Annotated in this window: 20 protein-coding genes and 1 pseudogene; 10 read left to right on the top strand and 11 right to left on the bottom strand. The window is 39.2% G+C overall.

Going from position 1 to position 22,162, the window contains the following annotated elements:
* The first annotated feature begins 119 nt into the window (after positions 1–119).
* Entirely contained in the window at positions 120–755 is a 636-nt protein-coding gene (locus tag JWR23_RS02030; RefSeq protein ID WP_299512294.1) for an outer membrane beta-barrel protein, read from the top strand.
* 131 nt (positions 756–886) lie between these two features.
* Positions 887–1,972, top strand: coding sequence for an acyltransferase (locus tag JWR23_RS02035; RefSeq protein ID WP_299512296.1), 1,086 nt, complete (start codon positions 887–889; stop codon positions 1,970–1,972).
* Positions 1,973–2,042: 70 nt separating this feature from the next.
* On the opposite strand, the gene JWR23_RS02040 is transcribed toward JWR23_RS02035, so the two are convergent.
* The 8 genes from JWR23_RS02040 to JWR23_RS02075 form a co-directional block, all read right to left on the bottom strand.
* A complete protein-coding gene (locus JWR23_RS02040; protein WP_299512298.1) occupies positions 2,043–2,861 on the bottom strand; it encodes a DUF5672 family protein in 819 nt (272 codons plus the stop codon).
* A gap of 3 nt (positions 2,862–2,864) precedes the next feature.
* On the bottom strand, positions 2,865–4,691 hold the full coding sequence (locus JWR23_RS02045) for an ABC transporter ATP-binding protein (protein ID WP_299512300.1): 1,827 nt from the start codon (positions 4,689–4,691) through the stop codon (positions 2,865–2,867).
* Positions 4,692–4,963: 272 nt separating this feature from the next.
* On the bottom strand, positions 4,964–5,908 hold the full coding sequence (locus JWR23_RS02050; RefSeq protein WP_299512304.1) for a hypothetical protein: 945 nt from the start codon (positions 5,906–5,908) through the stop codon (positions 4,964–4,966).
* Positions 5,909–5,918: 10 nt separating this feature from the next.
* The gene (locus JWR23_RS02055) at positions 5,919–6,863 is read right to left on the bottom strand and encodes a hypothetical protein (RefSeq protein WP_299512310.1); all 945 of its coding nucleotides are present in this window, start codon (positions 6,861–6,863) and stop codon (positions 5,919–5,921) included.
* Positions 6,864–6,902: 39 nt separating this feature from the next.
* Complete coding sequence (locus JWR23_RS02060) at positions 6,903–7,478, bottom strand: hypothetical protein (RefSeq protein ID WP_299512312.1); 576 nt, start codon at positions 7,476–7,478, stop codon at positions 6,903–6,905.
* 66 nt (positions 7,479–7,544) lie between these two features.
* Positions 7,545–8,480 (bottom strand): glycosyltransferase, encoded by a 936-nt coding sequence (locus tag JWR23_RS02065; protein WP_299512314.1) that lies wholly within the window; start codon positions 8,478–8,480, stop codon positions 7,545–7,547.
* Complete coding sequence (locus tag JWR23_RS02070) at positions 8,481–9,476, bottom strand: glycosyltransferase family 2 protein (protein WP_299512316.1); 996 nt, start codon at positions 9,474–9,476, stop codon at positions 8,481–8,483.
* A 3-nt stretch (positions 9,477–9,479) separates the two neighbouring features.
* Positions 9,480–10,367: a glycosyltransferase family 2 protein gene (locus tag JWR23_RS02075; protein ID WP_299512318.1), complete on the bottom strand. Its 888-nt coding sequence runs from the start codon at positions 10,365–10,367 to the stop codon at positions 9,480–9,482.
* A 513-nt stretch (positions 10,368–10,880) separates the two neighbouring features.
* Between JWR23_RS02075 and meaB the strand changes: the two genes are divergently transcribed.
* Positions 10,881–11,780 (top strand): methylmalonyl Co-A mutase-associated GTPase MeaB, encoded by a 900-nt coding sequence (gene meaB, locus JWR23_RS02080; RefSeq protein WP_299512320.1) that lies wholly within the window; start codon positions 10,881–10,883, stop codon positions 11,778–11,780.
* Here meaB and JWR23_RS02085 read toward each other — a convergent pair.
* Entirely contained in the window at positions 11,777–13,066 is a 1,290-nt protein-coding gene (locus tag JWR23_RS02085) for an aminopeptidase P family protein (protein WP_299512323.1), read from the bottom strand. The two genes, meaB and JWR23_RS02085, sit on opposite strands and share 4 nt — an antisense overlap.
* 151 nt (positions 13,067–13,217) lie before the next feature.
* On the opposite strand from JWR23_RS02085, the gene JWR23_RS02090 reads away from it, so the two are divergent.
* The 5 genes from JWR23_RS02090 (at position 13,218) to JWR23_RS02110 (ending at position 18,728) form a co-directional block, all read left to right on the top strand.
* Positions 13,218–14,567 carry an OmpA family protein gene (locus tag JWR23_RS02090; protein ID WP_299512326.1) on the top strand — a complete coding sequence of 450 codons (1,350 nt, stop codon included), beginning with the start codon at positions 13,218–13,220 and terminating at the stop codon, positions 14,565–14,567.
* 100 nt (positions 14,568–14,667) lie between these two features.
* Positions 14,668–14,811 carry a DUF6728 family protein gene (locus JWR23_RS02095; RefSeq protein WP_299512328.1) on the top strand — a complete coding sequence of 48 codons (144 nt, stop codon included), beginning with the start codon at positions 14,668–14,670 and terminating at the stop codon, positions 14,809–14,811.
* Positions 14,812–14,857: 46 nt separating this feature from the next.
* Positions 14,858–15,238 carry a RidA family protein gene (locus JWR23_RS02100; RefSeq protein WP_299512330.1) on the top strand — a complete coding sequence of 127 codons (381 nt, stop codon included), beginning with the start codon at positions 14,858–14,860 and terminating at the stop codon, positions 15,236–15,238.
* Between the two features lie 8 nt (positions 15,239–15,246).
* Positions 15,247–17,355: an ATP-dependent DNA helicase RecG gene (recG, locus tag JWR23_RS02105; protein ID WP_299512332.1), complete on the top strand. Its 2,109-nt coding sequence runs from the start codon at positions 15,247–15,249 to the stop codon at positions 17,353–17,355.
* A gap of 74 nt (positions 17,356–17,429) precedes the next feature.
* On the top strand, positions 17,430–18,728 hold the full coding sequence (locus JWR23_RS02110) for an MFS transporter (protein WP_299512335.1): 1,299 nt from the start codon (positions 17,430–17,432) through the stop codon (positions 18,726–18,728).
* Positions 18,729–18,933: 205 nt separating this feature from the next.
* On the opposite strand, the gene JWR23_RS17735 is transcribed toward JWR23_RS02110, so the two are convergent.
* Both JWR23_RS17735 and JWR23_RS02115 read right to left on the bottom strand, forming a co-directional pair.
* The gene (locus tag JWR23_RS17735) at positions 18,934–19,146 is read right to left on the bottom strand and encodes a PLDc N-terminal domain-containing protein (protein WP_367277506.1); all 213 of its coding nucleotides are present in this window, start codon (positions 19,144–19,146) and stop codon (positions 18,934–18,936) included.
* 11 nt (positions 19,147–19,157) lie between these two features.
* The gene (locus tag JWR23_RS02115; protein WP_299512337.1) at positions 19,158–20,921 is read right to left on the bottom strand and encodes an ABC transporter ATP-binding protein; all 1,764 of its coding nucleotides are present in this window, start codon (positions 20,919–20,921) and stop codon (positions 19,158–19,160) included.
* A 165-nt stretch (positions 20,922–21,086) separates the two neighbouring features.
* Between JWR23_RS02115 and JWR23_RS02120 the strand changes: the two genes are divergently transcribed.
* The gene (locus JWR23_RS02120; protein ID WP_299512341.1) at positions 21,087–21,593 is read left to right on the top strand and encodes a hypothetical protein; all 507 of its coding nucleotides are present in this window, start codon (positions 21,087–21,089) and stop codon (positions 21,591–21,593) included.
* Between the two features lie 28 nt (positions 21,594–21,621).
* Positions 21,622–22,162 (top strand): annotated as a pseudogene (locus tag JWR23_RS02125) (hypothetical protein); the annotation flags it as partial.

A 22,162-nucleotide genomic window follows, 5' to 3' on the forward strand; every position in this document is an offset into this window, starting at 1 on the left:
ACTCTTTATTATTAAACGCCGTATACGTAGTAACAGTTATTAAAAAGTTAATTATTACAACTTTTTTACACGGGTTTAAATTAAGAACACTTCATTTAAAGTATATAATTTATAATATAATGAAAAAAATTATCCTTTTAGCCACAATACTGCTGATTGCAGGAAGTGTAAGTGCTCAAACATTTTTAAACAGCGACCGTGCCGATCTATCCGGCGCCGGCCTGCCAAGCGTAACATTTGAAGCAGGTGCAGCATTATCAAGCACAACAGGCGGCACTAATTTTAATACCAGCGGCTTAGCGGGTTTTACCGCGGGGTTTTCTTTTGATCTGCCGGTTAATACCACCCTTGCTATTGTACCAGAAATATTATATTCACAAAAAGGATATAGCGCAAACACCCCATTTGGGAATTTTACACTGCGCTCACAGTTTATTGACGCGCCGTTACTGGCAAAGTTTCACGCCGGTTCCAGAATTAATTTTTACGTAGGTCCGCAAGTGTCTTACATGATCGCCTCATCAAGTAAATTCAGCAGTGGCTTTTCATCAGCGGCCCAACAAAATTATGACATCAGCGGAAGCAATCTTTTAGTTGATGGTGTTGTTGGAATGGGTATAAATATTAGCCACACTATAGAATTGCATGCCCGTTACGCTGTTGATCTGCAAGGAAGAAACACAAATGGTAACAGCTTTGTACCTGCTTACCGTAACCAGGCTTTACAAATGGGCTTTGGCTTTAAATTGAATTAATAACTGAACCTTATAACAAAAAAAGCCATCCGTAATACGGGTGGCTTTTTTACTTGGTGATGATTGCAACCATTTACTTACATAGCGTTATTATTTCGAAATGACAAGGATTGGTATATTTGCCACGAATTATGCAGAATTTAGTTAACGAAGCACCAGCCAAAAAAAATTATAAGTTTATAGATTCCATACGTGCCATTGCAATGATAAGTATTGTGGTGGAGCATTGTTTTTCGTTTGATGAAAGCACCTATCACCCAACTGATAAACTTAGTATCCTTACGTTTGTATCTGTTATTCAGTTTATAAAATTTGGCACTATAGCGTTTTTTTTGCTGTCAGGATTTTTAATAGGTGAAAAATTTACCACTTACACCCCTTATCAATATTTAAAAAGACGTGTTGATAATACCATTGCTCCCTGGGTGTTTTGGTCGTTATTTTTTTTGGCGATGAAAGTTTTGAATGACGCAGTTATAGCATACAAATTTAATTCGGGCGTGTTTCAGCCACATTTTGGTTTGACGGTGCTTGACTATGCTAAAAATATTTACCTGTACACCAGCTATTGGTTCATCCCCAATTTCCTTATCTGTATAGGCATACTATTAATATTTAAACGCTGGCTTTACTCTTACTGGCTTGGTGCCACTCTGTTTTTGTTCACCATATTATATATGTTCAACATTTATAATGAGTGGATAGAACCGCGTCACTCCACCGCTATATTTGGTTTTGTGTTTTTTTTATGGTTGGGCGCACTGTTTAATCGACATTTAAGCACACTGGAAAAGTGGGTTGATAAAACATCTATCTGGCTTTGGATAGCATTATCAACAGTAACGCTGGTATCGGGTATATGGGAAATTCAACACCTTAAAACCTTGCATAGTGTGGATCCATATAACACGCTGCGGCTAAGTAACATTTTGTATTCACTTTGTTTCTTTTTCCTGTTGATAAAGATCAAAAATTTCGGGTTCGCCAAATATTTAAAATCGCGCGAAACTACTTACGGTATTTATCTTATCCACTACATATTAGTAGCTATGCTATTGCCAATCATCTTTGTATCGTTAAGGTTTGATATTAACCCACTAAGCTATGGCGAAGTATGGTTGTATATGTTAACGCGTTTGATTATAGTATATAGCTTAACATTTATAATAGTTACGCTGTTGAATAAAACAAAGGCGAAGGTGCTAATAGGGCGGTAAAACTAAAACGGCGGACTGTGTGATTCCTTGCCAACTGAATAAACAGGCTGCTCCTGGCCAATATATTTAGTTATATATCATATCCACACTCCTTAAAAAACGGCCTCCAAAAAGCAAGGTGTTCATCCCAGGCGTGGCAGCCAAATGGCAACTGATTATTGGTGAGCGACATAGCCCTGTCCAAAACATATTCGAACGAGAATTTTATTCCTTTTTTATAATAAGGTATCCTTAACGCTTTGCGCTTGCGGTTTACTTCAATGCTCCAAAACCTATCCTCGTTAAAATGGGTGCTGCCTTTTGCCAGGTAGCCGGCAATAAATTCTTTTTTAGCTACGCTGATATCGTAAAACTTCTTTACCCTACGTAAAGAAAAGCCACCGTTGCCAACCTTATTTTCAAACTGGTAGCGGCTCGGCTCGCCGTTTACATAGATATCATAACGGGTATGGAAAAAGTACCTGATGTTTGATTTAACCGCCTTAACCCAATCCGGATGATCGCAATCGCGCAACCAGGGCGCGCCTATATAATCGTAGTTTTGATCGCACCAATAGTTAAGCTCATCCCTAAAAACAAATGCATCCAGTTGATGAATGAGGATATATTCATATCCTAAAAATTCTTTATAAAATTTATCAGACAGCATTAAGGCATTGTAACCATTAATGTCTTTAAAATAGTCGTCATCAAAACTTATAGTATCAGCCAATGGATAAGCACTTACTTCTACAGGCAGGGTAAGGTGATTAGGTTTTACCGCTATCACCGGGTAATTTGCCAGTACCTTAAAACATTGCTGCAGCGCAATAACCTCATGAGCCGAAAGTGTATCCTTATAAAAAGGAATAACTACCGCAACCTTATGTTTAGCTTGCTGCCCGGGCATGGTTTAATTGATAAAGGTTTGCATATCTATCAGCTTACGGTATAAACCATTGTGGCCGATGAGTTCATGGTGAGTGCCCTGCTCTACAATTTTACCGCTTTCCAGCACCACAATAATATCGGCATTTTGTATGGTGCTTAAACGGTGCGCTATAATGAGCGAGGTACGGTTTTTCATCAAATTATTCAAGGCATCCTGCACCAATTTTTCTGATTCGGTATCCAATGCCGATGTAGCCTCATCCAACAACATAATAGGCGGGTTGCTTAAAACGGCCCTTGCAATACAGATCCGCTGGCGCTGCCCGCCGGATAGTTTGGTACCGCGGTCGCCTATGTTGGTATTGTAGCCTTCTTCGGTCTCTAAAATGAAACTATGTGCATTGGCTATACGTGCCGCGGCTTCTACCTGTTCGGGTGTAGCATCTACTTTACCAAAGGCGATGTTGTTGTAAATGGAATCATTAAACAGGATGGATTCCTGGTTTACAAACCCCATTAAGGCTCTTAATGATTCGGCAGTGATAGATTTGATGTTATGGTCATCTATCAGCACTTCACCGCTTTGCGGGTCGGTAAATCGTGGTATTAGGTCCATTAAGGTAGACTTACCACCACCCGACGGACCAACCAATGCTACGGTTTTACCTTTAGGAATATTCAAATTGATATCAGACAAAACAACCTTTTCCTGGTAAGCGAACGATACATTTTTAAAGTATATGCCTTCGTTAAATTCGGTTATGGCAGTTGCATTCGGCGTATCTTTTATTAAAGGTTTTTCATCTATTAAAGCTAAAACACGTTCGCCTGCCGCAATGCCCGAGTGAATATTGCTGAATGAGTCGGATATGGCTTTGGCCGGGCGCATAACCTGTGAGAACAAAGCTATGTATGTGATAAACTCTTCGGGCTTTAAAGAAGAGCTGTCTTTTGTAAATATGAGATGGCCGCCGTATAAAACAATACCCGAAACCATAGCTATACCAAAAAACTCAGAAACAGGCGATGCCAATTGCTGGCGCCTGGCCATTGATTTAGTAATTTTTGAATAGGTTACGTTTTCTTGATCAAACCGTTTTTTTATAAATTCTGTTGCATTAAAGGCTTTAATAATTTTTATACCGGATAAGGCTTCATCCAGGTAGCTGATCATGTTACCATATGTTTGTTGTGATGCAATTGCCTGGGCTTTTAGGCGCTTTACAATTTTAGATATTACAAAAGCAGAAACCGGAATTATCAATAAAGAATAAAGAGTAAGATTGGTTGATATGGCAAACAACCATGCCATGTAGGCTATTAATGTTAAGGGTTCTTTAAATACAACTTGTAAGGTGCTTGTTACCGAAAATTGGACCACCTGAACATCCGACGCGATCTTTGAAATAATATCTCCCTTACGCTCATTACTGAAAAAACCCAGATGCAGGTTCATAACATTATTAAATACCGCTCTCCGGAAATTTAATAACGTATGCACCCGTAAATTTTCCATAGTACGTTGCGATAGATATCGAAAAAGATTCGCCAGCAAAGCAGATACTATTATTGTTGCACAAACAAATTGTAAAGTACCCCACTTGCCGTAATTATTAAGCATATACTGTACATAATAATTAAATGTATCCATTATGTTAAACGCGGATGGTCTTGGGCCCAATGCCACAATACCAGTCTGTTTATCAGAAAACAATGTTTGCAGTAATGGGGCAAGCAGTGCCAGATTTAGTGTACTAAATATTACAGAAAATATGGTTGTGATTATATAAGGAATAGCAAATTTTTCAATTGGCTTGGCAAAGGATAGTAGCCGGAAATAAGTCTTCATTAAAAATATTTAAAGAGTGCAAAGCTAACGGTATTTAGCGAATATTAGTATGGGAATTTAAACGATGGCAGAACGCACGCCGTTGACTCACCCCGCGGCACTTCGTGCGCGACCCTCTCTTCGGCAAGCCGTAAAGAGGGTAACCAGGTGTAGATTTGTCAACTTTTTAAAAGTTGACAAATCTTTGGACTATTTGAAAAACCCTCTTTCCGCCGAAGGTGAAGAGAGGGTCGACCAGCGTAGCGTAGTCGGGGTGAGTAATCGCCGCCTAACTATCGCGCCAACTTTTCTACCAACGTTTCAAAATGATCCTGGAAGAAAAAGTCGTAACCGCCTTCGCCTTCGGGCACCACGTTTATTACATCGAACGAAACCTCTAAAATGCGTGGCACTTTCAATGCCTCGGCTATAGAAAATGGGAACGATTGATTGCCGATAAACAACTTACACCCCGCTATCATTTTTGCCATTTGTAAAAAGTCGTCCACCTTTACCCATTTAATATTGGGCATGGTTTTAATGATGTCATTATATTCTGATTCCACACCTATGAATATCATGTTATCATACTTATTCAAAAATTTATGATCGATCATAATGTTTCGGTAGCGTTCGCTGCGGGCCAGGATGATGGTATCTTTATAAGTATGGTCGGGTTCAACCGTCAGCCATTTTTTCCAAAGCGGCGGATTAACGCCCGTAATATAAGCGCACCAATGGGCAATGTTCCCCTTATCCTGCGGTACAAAGCCTGATCGGAAATAATCCAGATCAATATCAATTGGTTTATCGCTGCTTGCCTCGCACTCATTAATATACGGCTGGCTTTTTATCAGCGGCACCAGCATATCTATCATCTTCTGGTTAAGCATTACACCACCCAGCGCATGCGAATGCGTTACACCCTCGGCAAATATCATGGGGCGGTTTAGCGTGAAATATAAATTTACAGGCACCCCTGTAAGCTCATGTATTTCGCGGATGGTTGGCAGCGCATAAATAATATCGCCTGCGTTGCCGCTATGGTTCAGGTTTAGTTTTCCGTTAGCAAGGGCATGTTCTTTAATTTGCGGAAAGTTGCTTAACCGCTGGTTGCCGGTAATGAAGCGTTTAAACTCAACATCTTTATAATTTACCAGTTGCCATTTATATTCTTTGTAACCTCTCTTATCGGTATGTTTTAGCCAAAGCTTATTTAAAAGACCTTTCTTCTTCATATTATAATTATTAAACGGCCAACTGTTTTACTAACGATTCCAAATGTTCCTGAAAGAAAAAGTCGTGCGCGTTCTCACCTTCGGGAATTACATTAGCTATCTGGTAATAAAGCTCTAATATACGCGGCACTTTAAGCCCTTCGGCAATAGCGAACGGGAACGATTGGTTACCAATAAAAACCTTGCAGCCTGCAATTATCTGCGCCAGTTTTAAAAAATCGTCCACCTGCACCCATTTAAGGTTGGGTATTGATTGGCGCATATCTTCATACTCTGATGCTACGCCCACAAAAACCACCTCATTATATTTTTGCAAAAACGAGTAATCAATAGCTGTATTACGGTAACGTTCGCTGCGGGCAATAGCTATGGTATTTGCGTAAGCTTTATCAGCATTAACTGTTAGCCAGCTTTTCCATAATTGCGGGGTTACGCCGGTTAAATAGCCGCACCATCTCGCGATATTTCCATGATCTATAGGTATCAATTTCGACCGGAAAAAATCAAGGTCAATGTGTATTTGCTGACCATCATAGGCTTCGCATTTATCAATATAATTTTGCGATAACACCAACGGAGCCAACATATCCACCATTTTTTGGTTAAGCATAACGCTACCCAGCGGGTGTGTCATATGCTTAGGCATATTGCGCGGTTTGCTTAGCTTTAAATACAGATTTATTTTTACGCCGGTTAGCCCATGTATTTCTTTAAGTGTTGCAAGGGCATAAATAATATCGCCTGCGTTGCCGCTATGGTGTACATTAAGTTCGGAGTTTGATGTGCAGAATGCCTTTATTTTCTCTACAGTATTTAAGCGCTGCTTACCGGTAAAGTAATTTTGAAATTCCTCTTTATTATAGTTGGTTATCTCCCACTTGTACTCTTTATATTTATCCCTGTCAGAATATTTTAACAGCAACTTACCCAGGAGATTCTTTTTCTTAAACGTCATCCTTCCAAAATTAATTAAATAATTTCATGCAAATTAGCTTTAGAATAAGCTGGTGTATAAATGTGGGTTTGTTAATATTCCTGCAACAATATTACTTGCTACATCACTGCCAAAACCCTTTATTTTATCGAATAGCTTTGATGTTGCCTTATTAACATCCTTCTCTTCTTTTACTATTTCAGACAGTTCTTTTAGTTGTTTTCCTGTAAGGGAATCTTTAAATATTTCCTTTAAAAACTCAACACTTATAGATTGTGATTGATTAATTGTATGCTGATTATTTATATTGATTGATTTATCAATTTTGGGATCATTCTTAGATTCAAAGCCAAATGATGTTAGCTCTATAGCCAAATTCTCAATAACCATATGTAGAATGTTCCTTATATGTTTATAGGTATGCCCTTCTATCTCACCACCCGCTTCAATTATTTCTTCATTACTTTCATCGGCATCATCGATATAATCTATGTATGATGATTTTTCGAAAAACCGACTAACTATACGTTCAAGTAAGAGAATTTGACCTCGAATAACAAGACTATCTCTTGTATTTATTTTTTTCTCAATTAAATTTAACTGTTCTAAAATACTTTCAATGCTTGTAGGTGTCATTTAGGAAATGATAATGAAAAAAATATTAGTTTACTTTTCAAATTGATATTAAGGTTTATTTCAAAATTAACTAAATAATTTCTTTGTTTTTGCCCCCCATATTTGGCTATAAATATAATTGGCGCGGTTTAGCTTGCTCTTTTTGCGGATAAGGAAAATAGTACTCCGGTATTTTATTAATAACCTGCTTAACCCAAATGATATATAACTACCCATCCGTTTGGTAAATGCTTTATAAAATTGCAAGGCGATATCATTTTTATTTTTTGGATAAGCCGCGCAATGGCCCAGCCATGTTTGTATCCGCTCCAGTTTTTGTATAGAAGTATGTTTATGTACTTCCTTATCCCGTTTTGTCCGCAAAATATTGGTGTCGCTTTTATCGTGCTGGCGGTATTTAACCAGGCATTCGGGCATAAAATCTATAGTGCCCATATTGGTTGCCACATAGGCCAGCCACCAATCGTGGAAATAGGTTTCTTTTAATGGCAGGGCTTCATCCAGCAGCGCCCGCTTCATTAATATGGAATGGCCCGATACACAATTGAAAAACAAAAACACTTCCGGCTCATCGCCGCGGTAAAGGTTCATTACATCTGATACCTTTTTATTCATTAAGCTGCCATCCTCATGTATAAATTCCGAATCGTGATATATCAGTACATTATCCTTTATGGCATTAACCTGCTTTTCAATTTTCTGCAAGTCCCAAATATCATCCTGGTCGCAAAGGGCAATCAGTTCACCGGTGCATAAAGTTGCCGCGCGTTCAAAATTCTTTACAAAGCCGAGATTGCTTTCGTTTTGGTATAGCTTAAATTGCGGATAACGGGATGCGTAATTTGTTAATATAGCATAGGTATTATCGGTAGAACAATCGTCAATCACAATAATCTCCAAATTTTTATAAGTTTGATCAACAAGCGTATCCAGCTGCTGCGCCAAATAGGCTGCCCCATTATAGGCGCACAACGCGACAGAAACAAATGGCCCGCTTTTCATTTATGATAACTTAACTTTTATTATCTTTTTATTTTTTACAGATAACCTTATGGTGTCAACCACATTAAATATACTGCGTTTACTGCTGTGTTGAGTTAACAATATATTTAAACGCTCTTTATATTGATCAATCAAGTCGCTGTTTTTAAACAATTCTTTATAGCTTTTCCATATCCAGGTTTGGCCCATCAGTAATTTGGGTAACAGGTCTATCAATGTAATTTGCACGTACCAGCCAAATAGCGCTAAGCCATTCAGGTGCAACACATGTAAATAAAACCGGTTACGGTAATAGGTGCTTTTTATCCATTTGGGCTTTTGGTAGTTTTTAGTACTGGCTGATATTTGGTGCCGGCATACCGACTGATGCTCATAATAACATTTCCACCCCAACTTCCAGGCGCGTATACTCAACTCCATATCCTCGCAATAAAACGGCGAAAATAATTCATAAAATCCGCCTATCTCTTTCAATTTGGCGGCATCTATTAACGCGTTTGCGCCCGATAAATAAAAGGTATATAGGCGGTCGTTTTCATCATTAGTATAATAAAAGTACTCGGTTTTTAATTTTAGTCCGTTAAATTTTGGCGAGCGCGCGGCATCTTGTATGTTATCGCCCTCCATATCAATTATGCGCCCCATCACGCCAAAGGTATCATCAGCCTCAAAATATTTAAACTGCTGCTCAAAATAATCGGGCGCAAGTTTAACGTCCGAGTTCAACAGTAATATTAACTCATATTGCGCGGCAGCAATTCCCTTGTTACAGGAGTAGGAGAAACCACTATTTTGTGCGTTGACCAATAACTTTACCTGCGGATACGCTTGTTTAATATATTCAACAGATGTATCTGCCGAGGCATCATCCACCACAATAACCTCATAAGCTACGCCGGCATTTTCAATAGCGGCAAAAGTATAGGGCAGGTATTCTGCTAGCAGCTGCCTGCCATTATAATTAGGTATAACTATGCTGATGCTTTTTTTATCCACCTGCTATTTCTTAACTATTTTATAATTGCGGTACTCACTTATGCGCCAGCCGGTAATATCTTCTACCTTTTGCAAAAGTTTACGGCGGAAAGTCATTTTTTTATTTAAATTTTTCAGGTCGATATCCAGTTTCCAGTTAGTGGCCGCTATCCGGTTTTGCATTACTGCAGGGTGGCTGCCCGCAAAATGCACCAGCCTGTCGGGGTTTTTATGGCTATAATCAAACGTAAAGCTATCGGGCAGGTTTTGGGCCATCCATTCATCATCATGATAAAATTGATTGAAGTTACGCAGCTTATTTGCCAATCCTGATGGCGGCTTTACCCAACCATAATGATATATATAAGCATCTATCAATTTTACATTTATCTTTCGGTTATCCCACCTAAAACCTTGCGCATCACGATACGAGTGTATAGCTTTATTATTTCTTACAATACGTATTTCCCTGCGGTACCACCTGCGCGAGTGCCCATAATAATCATACGACCCATAAAAATGCAGGTATTTAAACAGCAGGCCCTCAATATTGGCATCGTTTAAATTATCCTCCATCTCCTTTTTAATTAATGAATGATATTTTTCGTGTACGCACTCATCTCCTTGTATATAAAATGCCCAATCGGCATCGGGCGATATAGCAGCAAAAGCCTTGTCTGTTTCGGCAGCAAATACTGCCCCGCCTTCCCGAATGGAATCGTCCCAAACCGTATTAATGATTTTTATTTTGGGCGAATTGATACCTCTTACTAATTGTTCGGTATCATCCCCGCAGTTACCCAGGGCCACCACAAATTCATCACATAAAGGCAATATAGAAGTTATGGCCTCCACAATGGGATAATCGTTTTTTACGGCATTACGGATAAAGGTGAACCCGGCTACTTTCATTAAAACTTTAGTTTGGTTTAAAGTTGAGTGACAAATATAGTTATCTTTTTTCCGCTGTCTGTGTCCTCACAGGCAGATTGGGCGGCGGATTGTGCAATTCCCTCTCAAGAGCGTAGTAGCCCATGAGAAAACAGCATACAAACTTACATCAATAGTATTGTCTGATGGGGTCGCTCGCAGACTTTAAGGCGAAATAAAGTGTTTCACATCAGGTGTTTCACCCCATTTTTGCAAAAATCGATAAAATAGCATAAATTATTAATTATAAGCTATTTATACTATTTTACTTAAAGCTTTTGTACTGTTTCAAAGTGTTTCACTCATTTTGTCAAATCATTAATTATCAATAAATTAACCTAAAAGAGTGTTTCATGTGTTTCATTATTTTGTGAAACACTATATCCTTTTTTTAGCGTTGTCATCAATAGAGTACGGGCATACCGTTTGTATGCGCCGCCAACAAATGCTGCGTTGTGGCTTTTCCTTATTATTTTTGTTCCTTTATATATTAATATGCCGGGCGTTAATAACATATCATCCAACTACACCGATTTTAAATCAGTTGCCCGCACACTTACGGTTGTTGAGAATGACTTGCCGGGCGCTGATAAACTTCTAAAAAATCTTCGCTTTACCAAAAACACACCTATTATAGGTATAACCGGGCCGCCAGGGGCAGGTAAAAGCACATTGGTAAATATGCTTATCGAACAATTGATAAGCAAAGGGAACAAGATAGCGGTGTTAGCTATAGACCCTACCTCACCATTTAATTTTGGCTCTTTATTAGGCGACAGGATACGCATGAGCAAGCATTTTAATAGCCCCAATGTTTTTATAAGATCATTGGCTACCCGTGGCTCATTAGGTGGCCTATCCGCAAAAACCATTGAAATGGCCGATGTATTGCGTGCCGCGGGTTTTGATTATGTGCTGATAGAAACCGTTGGTGTGGGCCAATCAGAAATTGAAATTGCAGGGTTGGCGGATATAACTTTTGTGGTATTAGTTCCGGAATCGGGCGATGAGATACAAAATATTAAATCGGGCCTGATGGAGATCGCTGATGCATTTATCATCAACAAAGCCGACCGTGATGATGCCGACCTGTTTGCCAATAATCTTAAAAAGATAATCCATCAAAATCCGGGCGAAGAGATACCTGTTTTTAAAACCGTAGCCACTACAGGAACAGGTATAAGTGAAATAGCAGATTTTATTTTATCAGCAAAAGATATAAAAAACACCCGCAAAGAATTTCTATTGGCAGAAAAAGCCTATAAGATCATCCAGCAAAAACGTATGGCTGGTGTAGACAAAAAAAAGCTTCAGCAAGGTATTGCAGCAGCTTTAGGCAATTCGGAATTTAATTTATATTCTTTTATAGACAAGAACTATAACTCCGAAATCTAACTATTCATTATCTCCTCAATCTCCTCAGCCTCAACCGGAATATCAGCCATCAGATCAATATTACCGCCTTTAGTTATCAGGATATTATTCTCTATCCTTATCCCTAAACCTTCCGCAGGGATATAAATACCCGGCTCGCACGTTAATATATTACCTGCCTCAAATGGTTTATAACGGCTGGCAAAATCATGCACATCCAAACCTAAATGGTGCGATGTGCCATGCATGAAGTATTTTTTATAAGCAGGCATTTTGGGATCCTGCTTTTCTACATCATGCTTGGTTAATAAGCCTAAATCTATTAGTTCGCCGGTCATTATTTTACCAACCTCATCATGGTACTCGTTCCATACTGTACCTTCTAACAACATTTTGGTTGCGGCACGCATTACACGCAAAACAGCATCATACATATCGCGCTGGCGTTTGGTAAAACGACCGTTAACCGGTATGGAACGGCTCATATCGGCATTGTAATTGGCATATTCAGCACCAAAATCAAACAAAATCACATCGCCATCCTTACAAACCTGGTTGTTATCTATATAATGTAGTACAATGGCGTTCTTGCCGGATGCGATAATAGGGTTATAAGCATGTCCGGTTGCGCGTTGCTTAATAAATTCATGAATTATCTCTGCTTCTATTTCATACTCGGTAACGCCGGGTTTAGTAAATTTTAAAACACGCTCAAAAGCATCCTTAGTAATGGCACAGGCTTTTTTAGTAAGATCAATCTCCGTTTGAGATTTCACCGCGCGCAGGTCGCGCATAATTACTGCCGATCGCTCATAATGATGCAAAGGATATTTTACGCGTAGTGCTTCAAGCATCCTCAAATCACGGTATGGGACAGAAAAACTAAAGCGGTCATTCTCGTTGGTATTAATATAAATATTGGCTGCATAGTTTATTACACTATGTAATATGTTATCAAATTCACTCAACCAATATATTGTTTCAATGCCCGATGCTTCCTTTGCTTCTTCCTTTGTATACTTATGCCCTTCCCAAACAGCGATATGTTCATTTGTTTGTCTTAAAAAGAGGACTTCTTTGTATAGTGGATTAGGACAATCAGGAAACAATAAAAGGATACTTTGCTCCTGATCAATGCCTGTCAGGTAAAAGAAATCGGGATTTTGCTTAAAAATAAACGTCTGATCTCCGCTTCTGGGAAACTCGTCGTTAGCATGAAATATAGCTAACGATGCTGACTTTATGCGCGAAACGAAATTTTTTCTATTAATTGTAAATAAATTATTTTGAACAGGTAAATATTTCATAGTATTTATTATAATTTGTATTAACTATAGAACATTTTTCATTTCTTTGTGTTAATGTTATAATTTTTGGAACAGTATTTGGTAATCGTTTCAAACATAATTACTATTTTTGAAAAAAATCACAATTAAAACATTGTTTAATCTTAAAACTATGAACTATTCTACATTAAAAAAATCAGTCGCTCTTTCCTTGGTGTCGTTGATGGCAGTTGGTGCCGTTAAAGCCCAGACAGCGACTACACCTACGGCCAAGGTATTTGGCGGTAGCGGACAGTACAATACCTGGAGCCTTGGCGTTAACGTTGGTGCAACATCACCTATGCTTGCAAGCGGCGGTTCAAGCGATTTTAACGGTAACGTTGTTAACTTAGGTTATGGCGTTTCTATTAAAGACCAATTGGCACACTCATTTGGTTTACAATTGGATGTACGCGGTGGCAAAGTAGCCGGCAACAGCGGTAGTGCACCTTTTGTTACTGACGGTATAACTTTCAACAACTACGTAAGCTATTCAACTACTTTTGTTCAAGGAAGCTTAAGTGGTGTTGTAAACGTAGCTACAATTGATTATTTGCGTCGTAAAAATGCTATCAACTTCTTCTTTACAGGTGGTGTTGGTTTAGCATCTTATACGCCAACTATTGTTGGTTATGGCACAAACGGTACAAATGGCGAAACTTTAAAATGGCCTAAACACGTTATGGAATTTGTTATTCCGGTTGGTATTGGTGCTAAATTCCGTTTAACTGATCAAATTGCGTTAAACTTAGGTTACACTGAAAACTTTATCGATGGTGATAACTTTGATGGTGTACGTAAAAGCTATCCTACTAAAGATCGTTACTCATACGGTTATGCAGGTTTAGAATTTACTTTAGGTTCAAAATCAAAACCAAGCTTAGAGTGGGTTAACCCGGTAGCTATGATGTATGATGAATTATATGATGAAGCATTACGTCAGGAAGTTGCAGCCTTAAAAGGCCGTGTAACTAACGTAGAAAACGCTGTTAATGATCTGAAAAAAGATTCTGATGGTGACGGTGTTGCCGATCAATTTGACAAATGCCCGGGCACTCCTGCAGGTACTGTAGTTGATGGCTCTGGTTGCGCTATTGTATTCCCTAAAATTGATACTTCTTTATTTGTAAGAAAACCAATAGGTGGCGCTGCTGTTGCTGCATACAGTAACATCCAGTTTGAGTTTGATAGCTCAGTATTAAGAACTTCATCTTACCCTGTATTAGATGCATCTTCAGCTGATCTTAGAGCTACAGGTGCTGGTGTTGAATTAGATGGTTACGCTTCATCTGAAGGTACTGCTGCTCACAATATGGCTTTATCTAAAGATCGTGCTACTTCTGTAAAAACTTACCTGGTTAACTCTGGTGTTGATGCTAAGAAAGTAAAAATTAAAGCTTTCGGTGAAACTCATCCAATTGCTGACAATTCAACTGAAGAAGGACGTGTATTAAACCGTCGTGTTCAATTCAAGAAAAAATAATTTGAATTCAGTTAAATAAAATTAAAGGCTCTCCGCATATCGGGGAGCCTTTTTTTGTTTACCTTCATTCGTACAGCGAAAATTTATGTAAATTTGTTGCATGTATTTCTTTCGCAAAAAAGATCCTAACAGGCCAACAAACTTTAACCTTAGGGTAATGCATATTATTAATGCTATTGCCATAATTATGTTCCTGGCCGGCATCATCTGGAAACTCATCTATTGGTTTATATTAAAAAAATAGGTAAGCCCGATAAATACAATTTAAAAACACCATTATCAATTAATAAATGAAAAAAGTAATTAATACTGCCGATGCACCCGCCCCTATCGGGCCATACAACCAGGCCATAGTTGCCGATAAATTTATATTCGTTTCGGGCCAGATACCCCTGCACCCGTTTACCGGCGAATTAGTTACAGATGATATTACCATTGCTACAAACTTAGTAATGGAAAATATTGGCGCTATTTTGAATGAAGCCAAGGCTCATTTTAATGATATTGTGAAAACAACCATATTTTTAACAGACCTTGCCGATTTTGCCGAAGTAAACGAGGTTTATGGAACTTATTTTACTGATAAACATCCGGCCCGGGAAACTGTACAGGTATCTGCTTTGCCAAAAGGTGTAAGTGTTGAAATTTCTGTAATTGCTGTAAAATCCTAAGGTAATCATTGAGCGGTCAGCCATTTCAAACTCCTGTGGAGTATTTAAAAGGCGTTGGCAGTGCACGTGCCGAGGTACTTAAAAAAGAGCTGTCCGTCCGTAATTTTGAAGACCTGCTGCAGCATTTTCCATTCAGGCATATTGATCGTACCCGTTTTTATAAAATAAAAGACATCCAGCAGGATTTGCCTTATGTGCAGGTTATAGTGCGATTGACACATAGAGAAATTCTTGGCGAAAAACATACTAAACGGTTAGTTGCCCAGGTACAGGACGAAACCGGTACAATGGAGCTGGTATGGTTCCAGGGAATAAAATGGGCCGAAAAGAATCTTATTTTAGGTAAAGCCTACATCTTGTTTGGTAAACCCGGGTCTTTTAACGGCAAGGCCCAAATGTCGCATCCCGAATTTGATCTATACTCGCCCGAAGTTATTCAGCGCAAGGGAAATATGACCTTGCAGCCTGTATATAGCTCCACAGAAAAGTTAAAGCAATTTACCTTAGATAGCAAAGGCATCCAAAAGCTTATAGCGGGCTTGCTGGAACAGCACGCGAAAGATATTCATGAAAATTTACCGCTTTACATTCTAAACAAATTTAAGCTGATGGGCCGTGCGGATGCTTACCGCAATATTCATTTCCCTGAAGATGCCAACAAACTGGCCGAGGCCCGGCATCGTTTAAAATTTGAAGAGCTTTTCTTTTTACAACTTAAACTTTTAAAAAACAAGCTGCTGCGCATACAAAAATTTAAGGGTAATATATTTGATAAAGTGGGCCATTATTTTAATGAATTTTATCATCATAAATTACCTTTTGAACTAACCAACTCACAAAAAAAAGTTTTAAAAGAAATAAGGCAGGATACCCAGCGAGGTGTGCAAATGAACCGTCTGTTACAAGGCGATGTTGGCAGTGGTAAAACCGTTGTTGCTTTAATGAGTATGTTGATAGCTATTGATAACGGTTTCCAAACCTGCATTATGGCGCCTACGGAGATATTGGCAAATCAGCATTATCAAACTATAAAAAGTTTGGTTGGCGATGATTTTATTGAAGTGGCCCTGTTAACCGGCTCTACCAAACAAAAAGATCGCAAAATATTGCACGAAAAATTAGAGAATGGCGACCTTAAAATATTAATAGGCACACACGCGCTTATTGAAGATAAGGTACAATACAAAAACCTGGGTTTGGTAGTAATTGATGAGCAGCATCGTTTTGGTGTTGAGCAACGCGCTAAATTATGGCGAAAGAATGCTGTTCCACCGCATATTTTGGTAATGACGGCTACCCCTATTCCGCGCACATTAGCCATGACGCTATATGGCGATTTGGATATTTCTGTAATAGATGAGTTACCTGCGGGACGAAAGCCTATAAAGACTGTTCACTTTTATGAGAACAGCCGCTTGCGAATGTTTGGCTTTATGAAAGATGAAATAGCTAAAGGCAGACAAATTTATATTGTATATCCGCTGATACAGGAGAGTGAAAAGCTTGATCTTAAGAATTTAATGGAAGGTTTTGATATAATATCCCGCGAGTTTCCTTTACCCAATTATAGATTAAGCGTGGTATACGGCAAAATAAAGGCTGCCGAAAAAGAATTTGAAATGCAACGCTTTGTTAAAGGCGAAACGCAAATTATGGTAGCTACTACTGTAATTGAAGTGGGTGTTAATATTCCCAACGCTTCGGTAATGATTATTGAGAATGCGGAACGATTTGGATTATCACAATTGCACCAGCTTAGGGGCCGTGTGGGGCGCGGGGCAGAGCAATCCTATTGTATATTAATGAGCAAGGAAAAATTGAGTCATGAGGGCCGCATACGCTTAAACACCATGGTTAAAACCAATAATGGTTTTGAGATTGCGGAAACCGACCTGCAGCTGCGTGGCCCGGGTAATATTGAAGGCACCCAGCAAAGCGGCCTGCTCGACCTAAAAGTTGCCGATCTTACCACAGACCAGGAACTACTATTACATGCACGTAAATGTGTCGAAGATATTTTTGCCGCAGACCCTCAACTGGCAGCACCGGAAAACCAAATACTTAACCTGGCCTTCCAGGTAAAGAACGCGGGGTTAAGTTGGGATAAAATATCGTAACAAAAGTGTGTCGTCATTTTACATTTATTTCAAATAATCTGCAATCTTAAATTTTGAATTGTAAATTTGCTTAGATGCCAGAAGCAGATAATCAACCCTTACCAAAAAATGATTCTTTCATAGCTTTACGTTATAAAGATTTTCGCTCATACCTGGGCATGAAGTTTTTCTTCACTTTCGCTTACCAAATGCAGGCCGTAATTTTAGGCTTTTACGTTTACCAATTAACTAAAAGCGCTTTTGCTTTGGGGCTAATAGGGTTAAGTGAAGCTATTCCATCCATAGGCATTGCTTTATATGGTGGCTACATAGCTGATAAATCCGAAAAAAAGAAAATGCTGCTGTTTGTCTTTTTTGCAGTATTACTCTCATCAATAGTAATGTTTACCATTACCCTAAAAAGCATGGAAGCCTACATACATGCAGGGTGGATAATACCCATTTTATATATGATGGTGTTTTGTAATGGCGTGGCACGCGCGTTTTACAACCCGGCTGCTTTTACCATTATGGCACATAGTGTACCAAAAGAAATTTACCCAAACTCCAGTAGTTGGAACAGCTCCAGCTGGCAAATAGCATCCATTTTAGGTCCGTTGGTTGGTGGTTTGGCTTATGGATTTTATGGTATTACAGTAACATTTATCATTATTATTATATTCCTGCTAATAGCATTGATATGTGTGTTTTTCTTAAAAAGATATCCACCGGTATACATACCTAAAGAAAGTATCTGGAAGAGCCTGTCAGAAGGTATTCATTTTGTGTTCCATAACAAGATGATGATTGGCGCTATGAGCCTTGACCTGTTCTCTGTATTTTTTGGTGGCGCGGTTGCTTTGCTACCCGTATTTGCTAATGAGATATTACATGTAGGCCCGCAAGGATTAGGCATTATGCGTGCTACTTCATCATTAGGGGCGGTGTTGGTTATGTTAGCTATGGCACGTATATCGCCAATGGGTAAGCCGTGGCGCAATTTATTAATAGCGGTAACCGGCTTTGGCTTATCTATTATCTGCTTTGCTTTATCGCGCAATTTTTATTTATCGTTGTTGTTTTTGTTTACGGAGGGTGGGTTCGATAGCATCAGCGTATTAATTCGTGGTACTATTATGCAGCTACTTACTCCTGATAGTATGCGTGGACGGGTATCGGCAGTAAATCAAATGTTTATTGGATCATCAAACGAGATAGGCGCATTTGAATCAGGCACTGCAGCTAAGCTAATGGGCACGGTCCCATCCGTGCTTTTTGGGGGAAGTATGACATTAATAATAGTAAGTATCACCTACTTTAAAACTAAAAAGCTGATACCATTATCATTGAATGAGATATCAGCGCCTAAAGTAAAGAAGGAAATAGCTATATAGTGTATTCACTAATGAATGCGCCGGAGTCATCCTGAGTTATAAAATTTCGTGAAATTCTGAAGGAGAAATGACAAAAAGAGCGTTGTCATCCTGAGCTCGTCGAAATATACGCGGGAGGCCTTTGCGCTCACCCTTCGACGGGGCTCAGGATGACGCCCTCACATAGTTTTATGTCATGTATAACACATGATAGCACCTATATATATTATCCAGGCTGCCTTACACTGTGCCAGAACCAATAAGTAAGCGGACCAACTATCGGCACTATAACAACTATAATAAACCATAAAAATTTATTATCCCGGTTTACGTTGGAGTTACTAAAGATACTGATCAAAGCAAAAACCACCAATAATGCCCACATTATCAAAAAGATAAATCCCACAGTACCACTGATAGCTGAAGTTATAATATACATAGGCTTATTATTTAATCTACCTCAACGGTATCTTTTTCGCCAATTTGTTGTCTCCACATAGCATAATACAGGCCTTTTTGCAATAACAGCTCAGCATGTCCGCCCGATTCTATGATTCTGCCTTTTTCCAATACATATACTCTATCGGCATGCATTATGGTTGATAAACGGTGAGCTATCAAAATAGTTATTTGATCTCCGAACACAGATACATCCCTGATAGTTTCTGTTATCTCTTCCTCGGTCAACGAATCTAATGATGAGGTTGCTTCATCAAACACCAACAGATCTGGTCTGCGTAATAGGGCGCGCGCTATTGATAAACGTTGCTTCTCGCCACCAGATACTTTTACACCACCTTCACCAATTACGGTATCCAGGCCATTTGTAGCACGGGCAAGTAACGTTTGGCAAGCCGCACGATGCAGTACTTCCATACATTCCTCATCTGTAGCTTCAGGGCGAACAAACAATAAATTTTCGCGTATGGTGCCAGAGAAAAGCTGGGTATCTTGTGTTACAAATCCGATTTTTTCGCGCAGCTGATCGAGGTCAATTTCTTTGCTTAAAATATTATTATATAAGATATCGCCCTCTAAAGGCTGGTATAAGCCAACCAATAATTTAACCAATGTTGTTTTACCTGACCCCGATGGACCTACAAATGCAATGGTTTCGCCGGTATTGGTTTCAAAGCTGATGTGGTTTAGCGCATTACGGTTTGCGGTTAAATGCTTAAAACTTACATCGTTAAATGTTAGTGTTTTAATTTTTTCTACCAGTACCGGTTTTTCGGGTTTAATATCAATTGGGGTATCTAAAATGCTTTTAAAATTACCTAATGATACCTCTGCCTCGCGCCATGATTGTATTACATTACCTAACTCCTGTAAAGGATTAAACAGGAAGAATGAATAAAACAGAAATTTTAAATAATCACCTGCTGTTAACTCATCTTTAAATATCAGCACAAGTAGTACCAACACCATACAGCTGCGCACCAGGTTTACCACAGTACCCTGTATAAAACTCATGCTACGTACAAATTTTACCTTCCTTAATTCAAGGTCCAGTATCTTATAGGTAGTTTTATTTAACCTTTCAATTTCCTGTTTAGCAAGACCCAAACTTTTTACCAGTTCAATATTGCGTAATGACTCAGTAGTCGATCCGGCTAAAGCGGTAGTTTCTGTTACTATCTTTTTCTGTATGATTTTAATACGCTTGCTTAGCGCCATGCTTACAAACGTTATAATTGGTATAGCGCAAAAATAAACCAGCGTTACCTGGTAATTTACCTTAAGCGAATACACTATTACAAATATCATCCCCACCAAACTCACAAACAGCACACTGATAAAAGAAGTAATAAACTTTTCGCTATCTATCCTAACCTTTTGCAATATGCCTAATGTTTCGCCGCTGCGCTGATCTTCAAAAACCTGGTAAGGCAGCTCGAGCGAGTGCTTTAAACCATCAGCATACATTGCTGCCCCTGTTTTTTGTACTATGATATTGGTAAAATAATCCTGGAAGTTCTTTGCTATACGCGATACCATGGCCGCGCCAATTGCTAAGCCAACCAAACCCAGGGCACCATAAAAACGGTAATCAAAGCTACGGGCTATATGGTCCTTAGGTACAATGTACCTATCCATAATAGTACCGGTGATCATTGGATCAACCAGCGAAAAGCCAATATTAAAACCGGCAAGTACCAGTGCCAGAACAACTGTCCAGCGATGTTTTGATAAGTATGATAAGAGTATTTTCATATAATGCAACAAAAATAAAAAAAGGGAACGGCTAAGTAGCTCATTCCCTTTAATTTGACATTATACCGATTTATCCATCTTGTTCATTTTGTTCATTATGACATAATAATAAGTAATACAAATATTATTTTATATGTTTAGTCTAACAAACCAAACCTTATCACAATGAAAAATGCACTTGCACTATTGCCGCTTGCAATAATTTTAATGGCATCTTGTCATAAAGATATAAAGATTCCGAACGCTCAGCCATCTAAATCTATCGATGCATCACCCTCCATTTCTAATTCAGCCTTAGAGAACTGGTTTGTTAAAAACCCGATGGGAAAGTATTTAAGCGTCGATTGGAAAAAGGCCAAACAAATTACAATAGGCAATGTTGCAGTAGTAACCGTTCCGGTTACGCATATATCGTTACCCTCCTTATTGGCAGCACTATCATCCTCTGACAAAAAGGTAAACGATGTTGGCTCGTCGGGTAACGCTGTGCTTACAACATTCGATCCTTATCACCCGCCGTCTTTGTACTTTTTCCAGGATAAAACGCGCGCAAACCCCGATAGCGTAAAAGCCCTTTTAATGAATTTTTCCCCGGACGATCCAAAAAAGGAAAATGGAGCCAAAAAGATTTGGACCGGAACCTTAAGTGAATGGGATATGCAGGGGCGATAGCATTTTTTGCCAGCATCTTACCAAAAGCATGATCACAAAAAAATACCTGGTAAACCTGGACGCTGACGCCCAAAGCAACAACGCTGCCAAGATAAGTATCAACAGTACACTTAAAACAAATAAATCTGTTTGGGGTAGCATCATAAGCGTTGTCAGAACGATCACGGAAGCAATTGGCTGGGTATTCCAGGTGCCGGGTACTTATGGTTATCTTTTCGCCCCTTCTACTGAAACTGTAGACTGGTGCGGTTTTTTGTGGGGCTTGTTTGGCAGTTGTGATGGCGGTGGCGGCGGTGGCGGCAGCGGCGGCGATATAGGTAGCGGCTCAACGCCACCGGCATCATATGATGTTATTTTTAGTGCATTTATACCCGGCTATGATGGTTTTCCTGGTTCAGGAGATTGGTCGGCCTATTATGCTGATGGAGGCGGTTGGGCTAATAGCCCCAGTAATCCCTGCAACACTTACAGTGTAAACCGGCAATCAATCCAGCAGGTTGATCCTGGCAGTGGTTGTGGCGGTACGCAAATAGTAGTTACCACCGCCATGGTCATTAATTATACAGCCG

The organism is Mucilaginibacter sp., from assembly GCF_028288205.1.
GTDB lineage: Bacteria > Bacteroidota > Bacteroidia > Sphingobacteriales > Sphingobacteriaceae > Mucilaginibacter.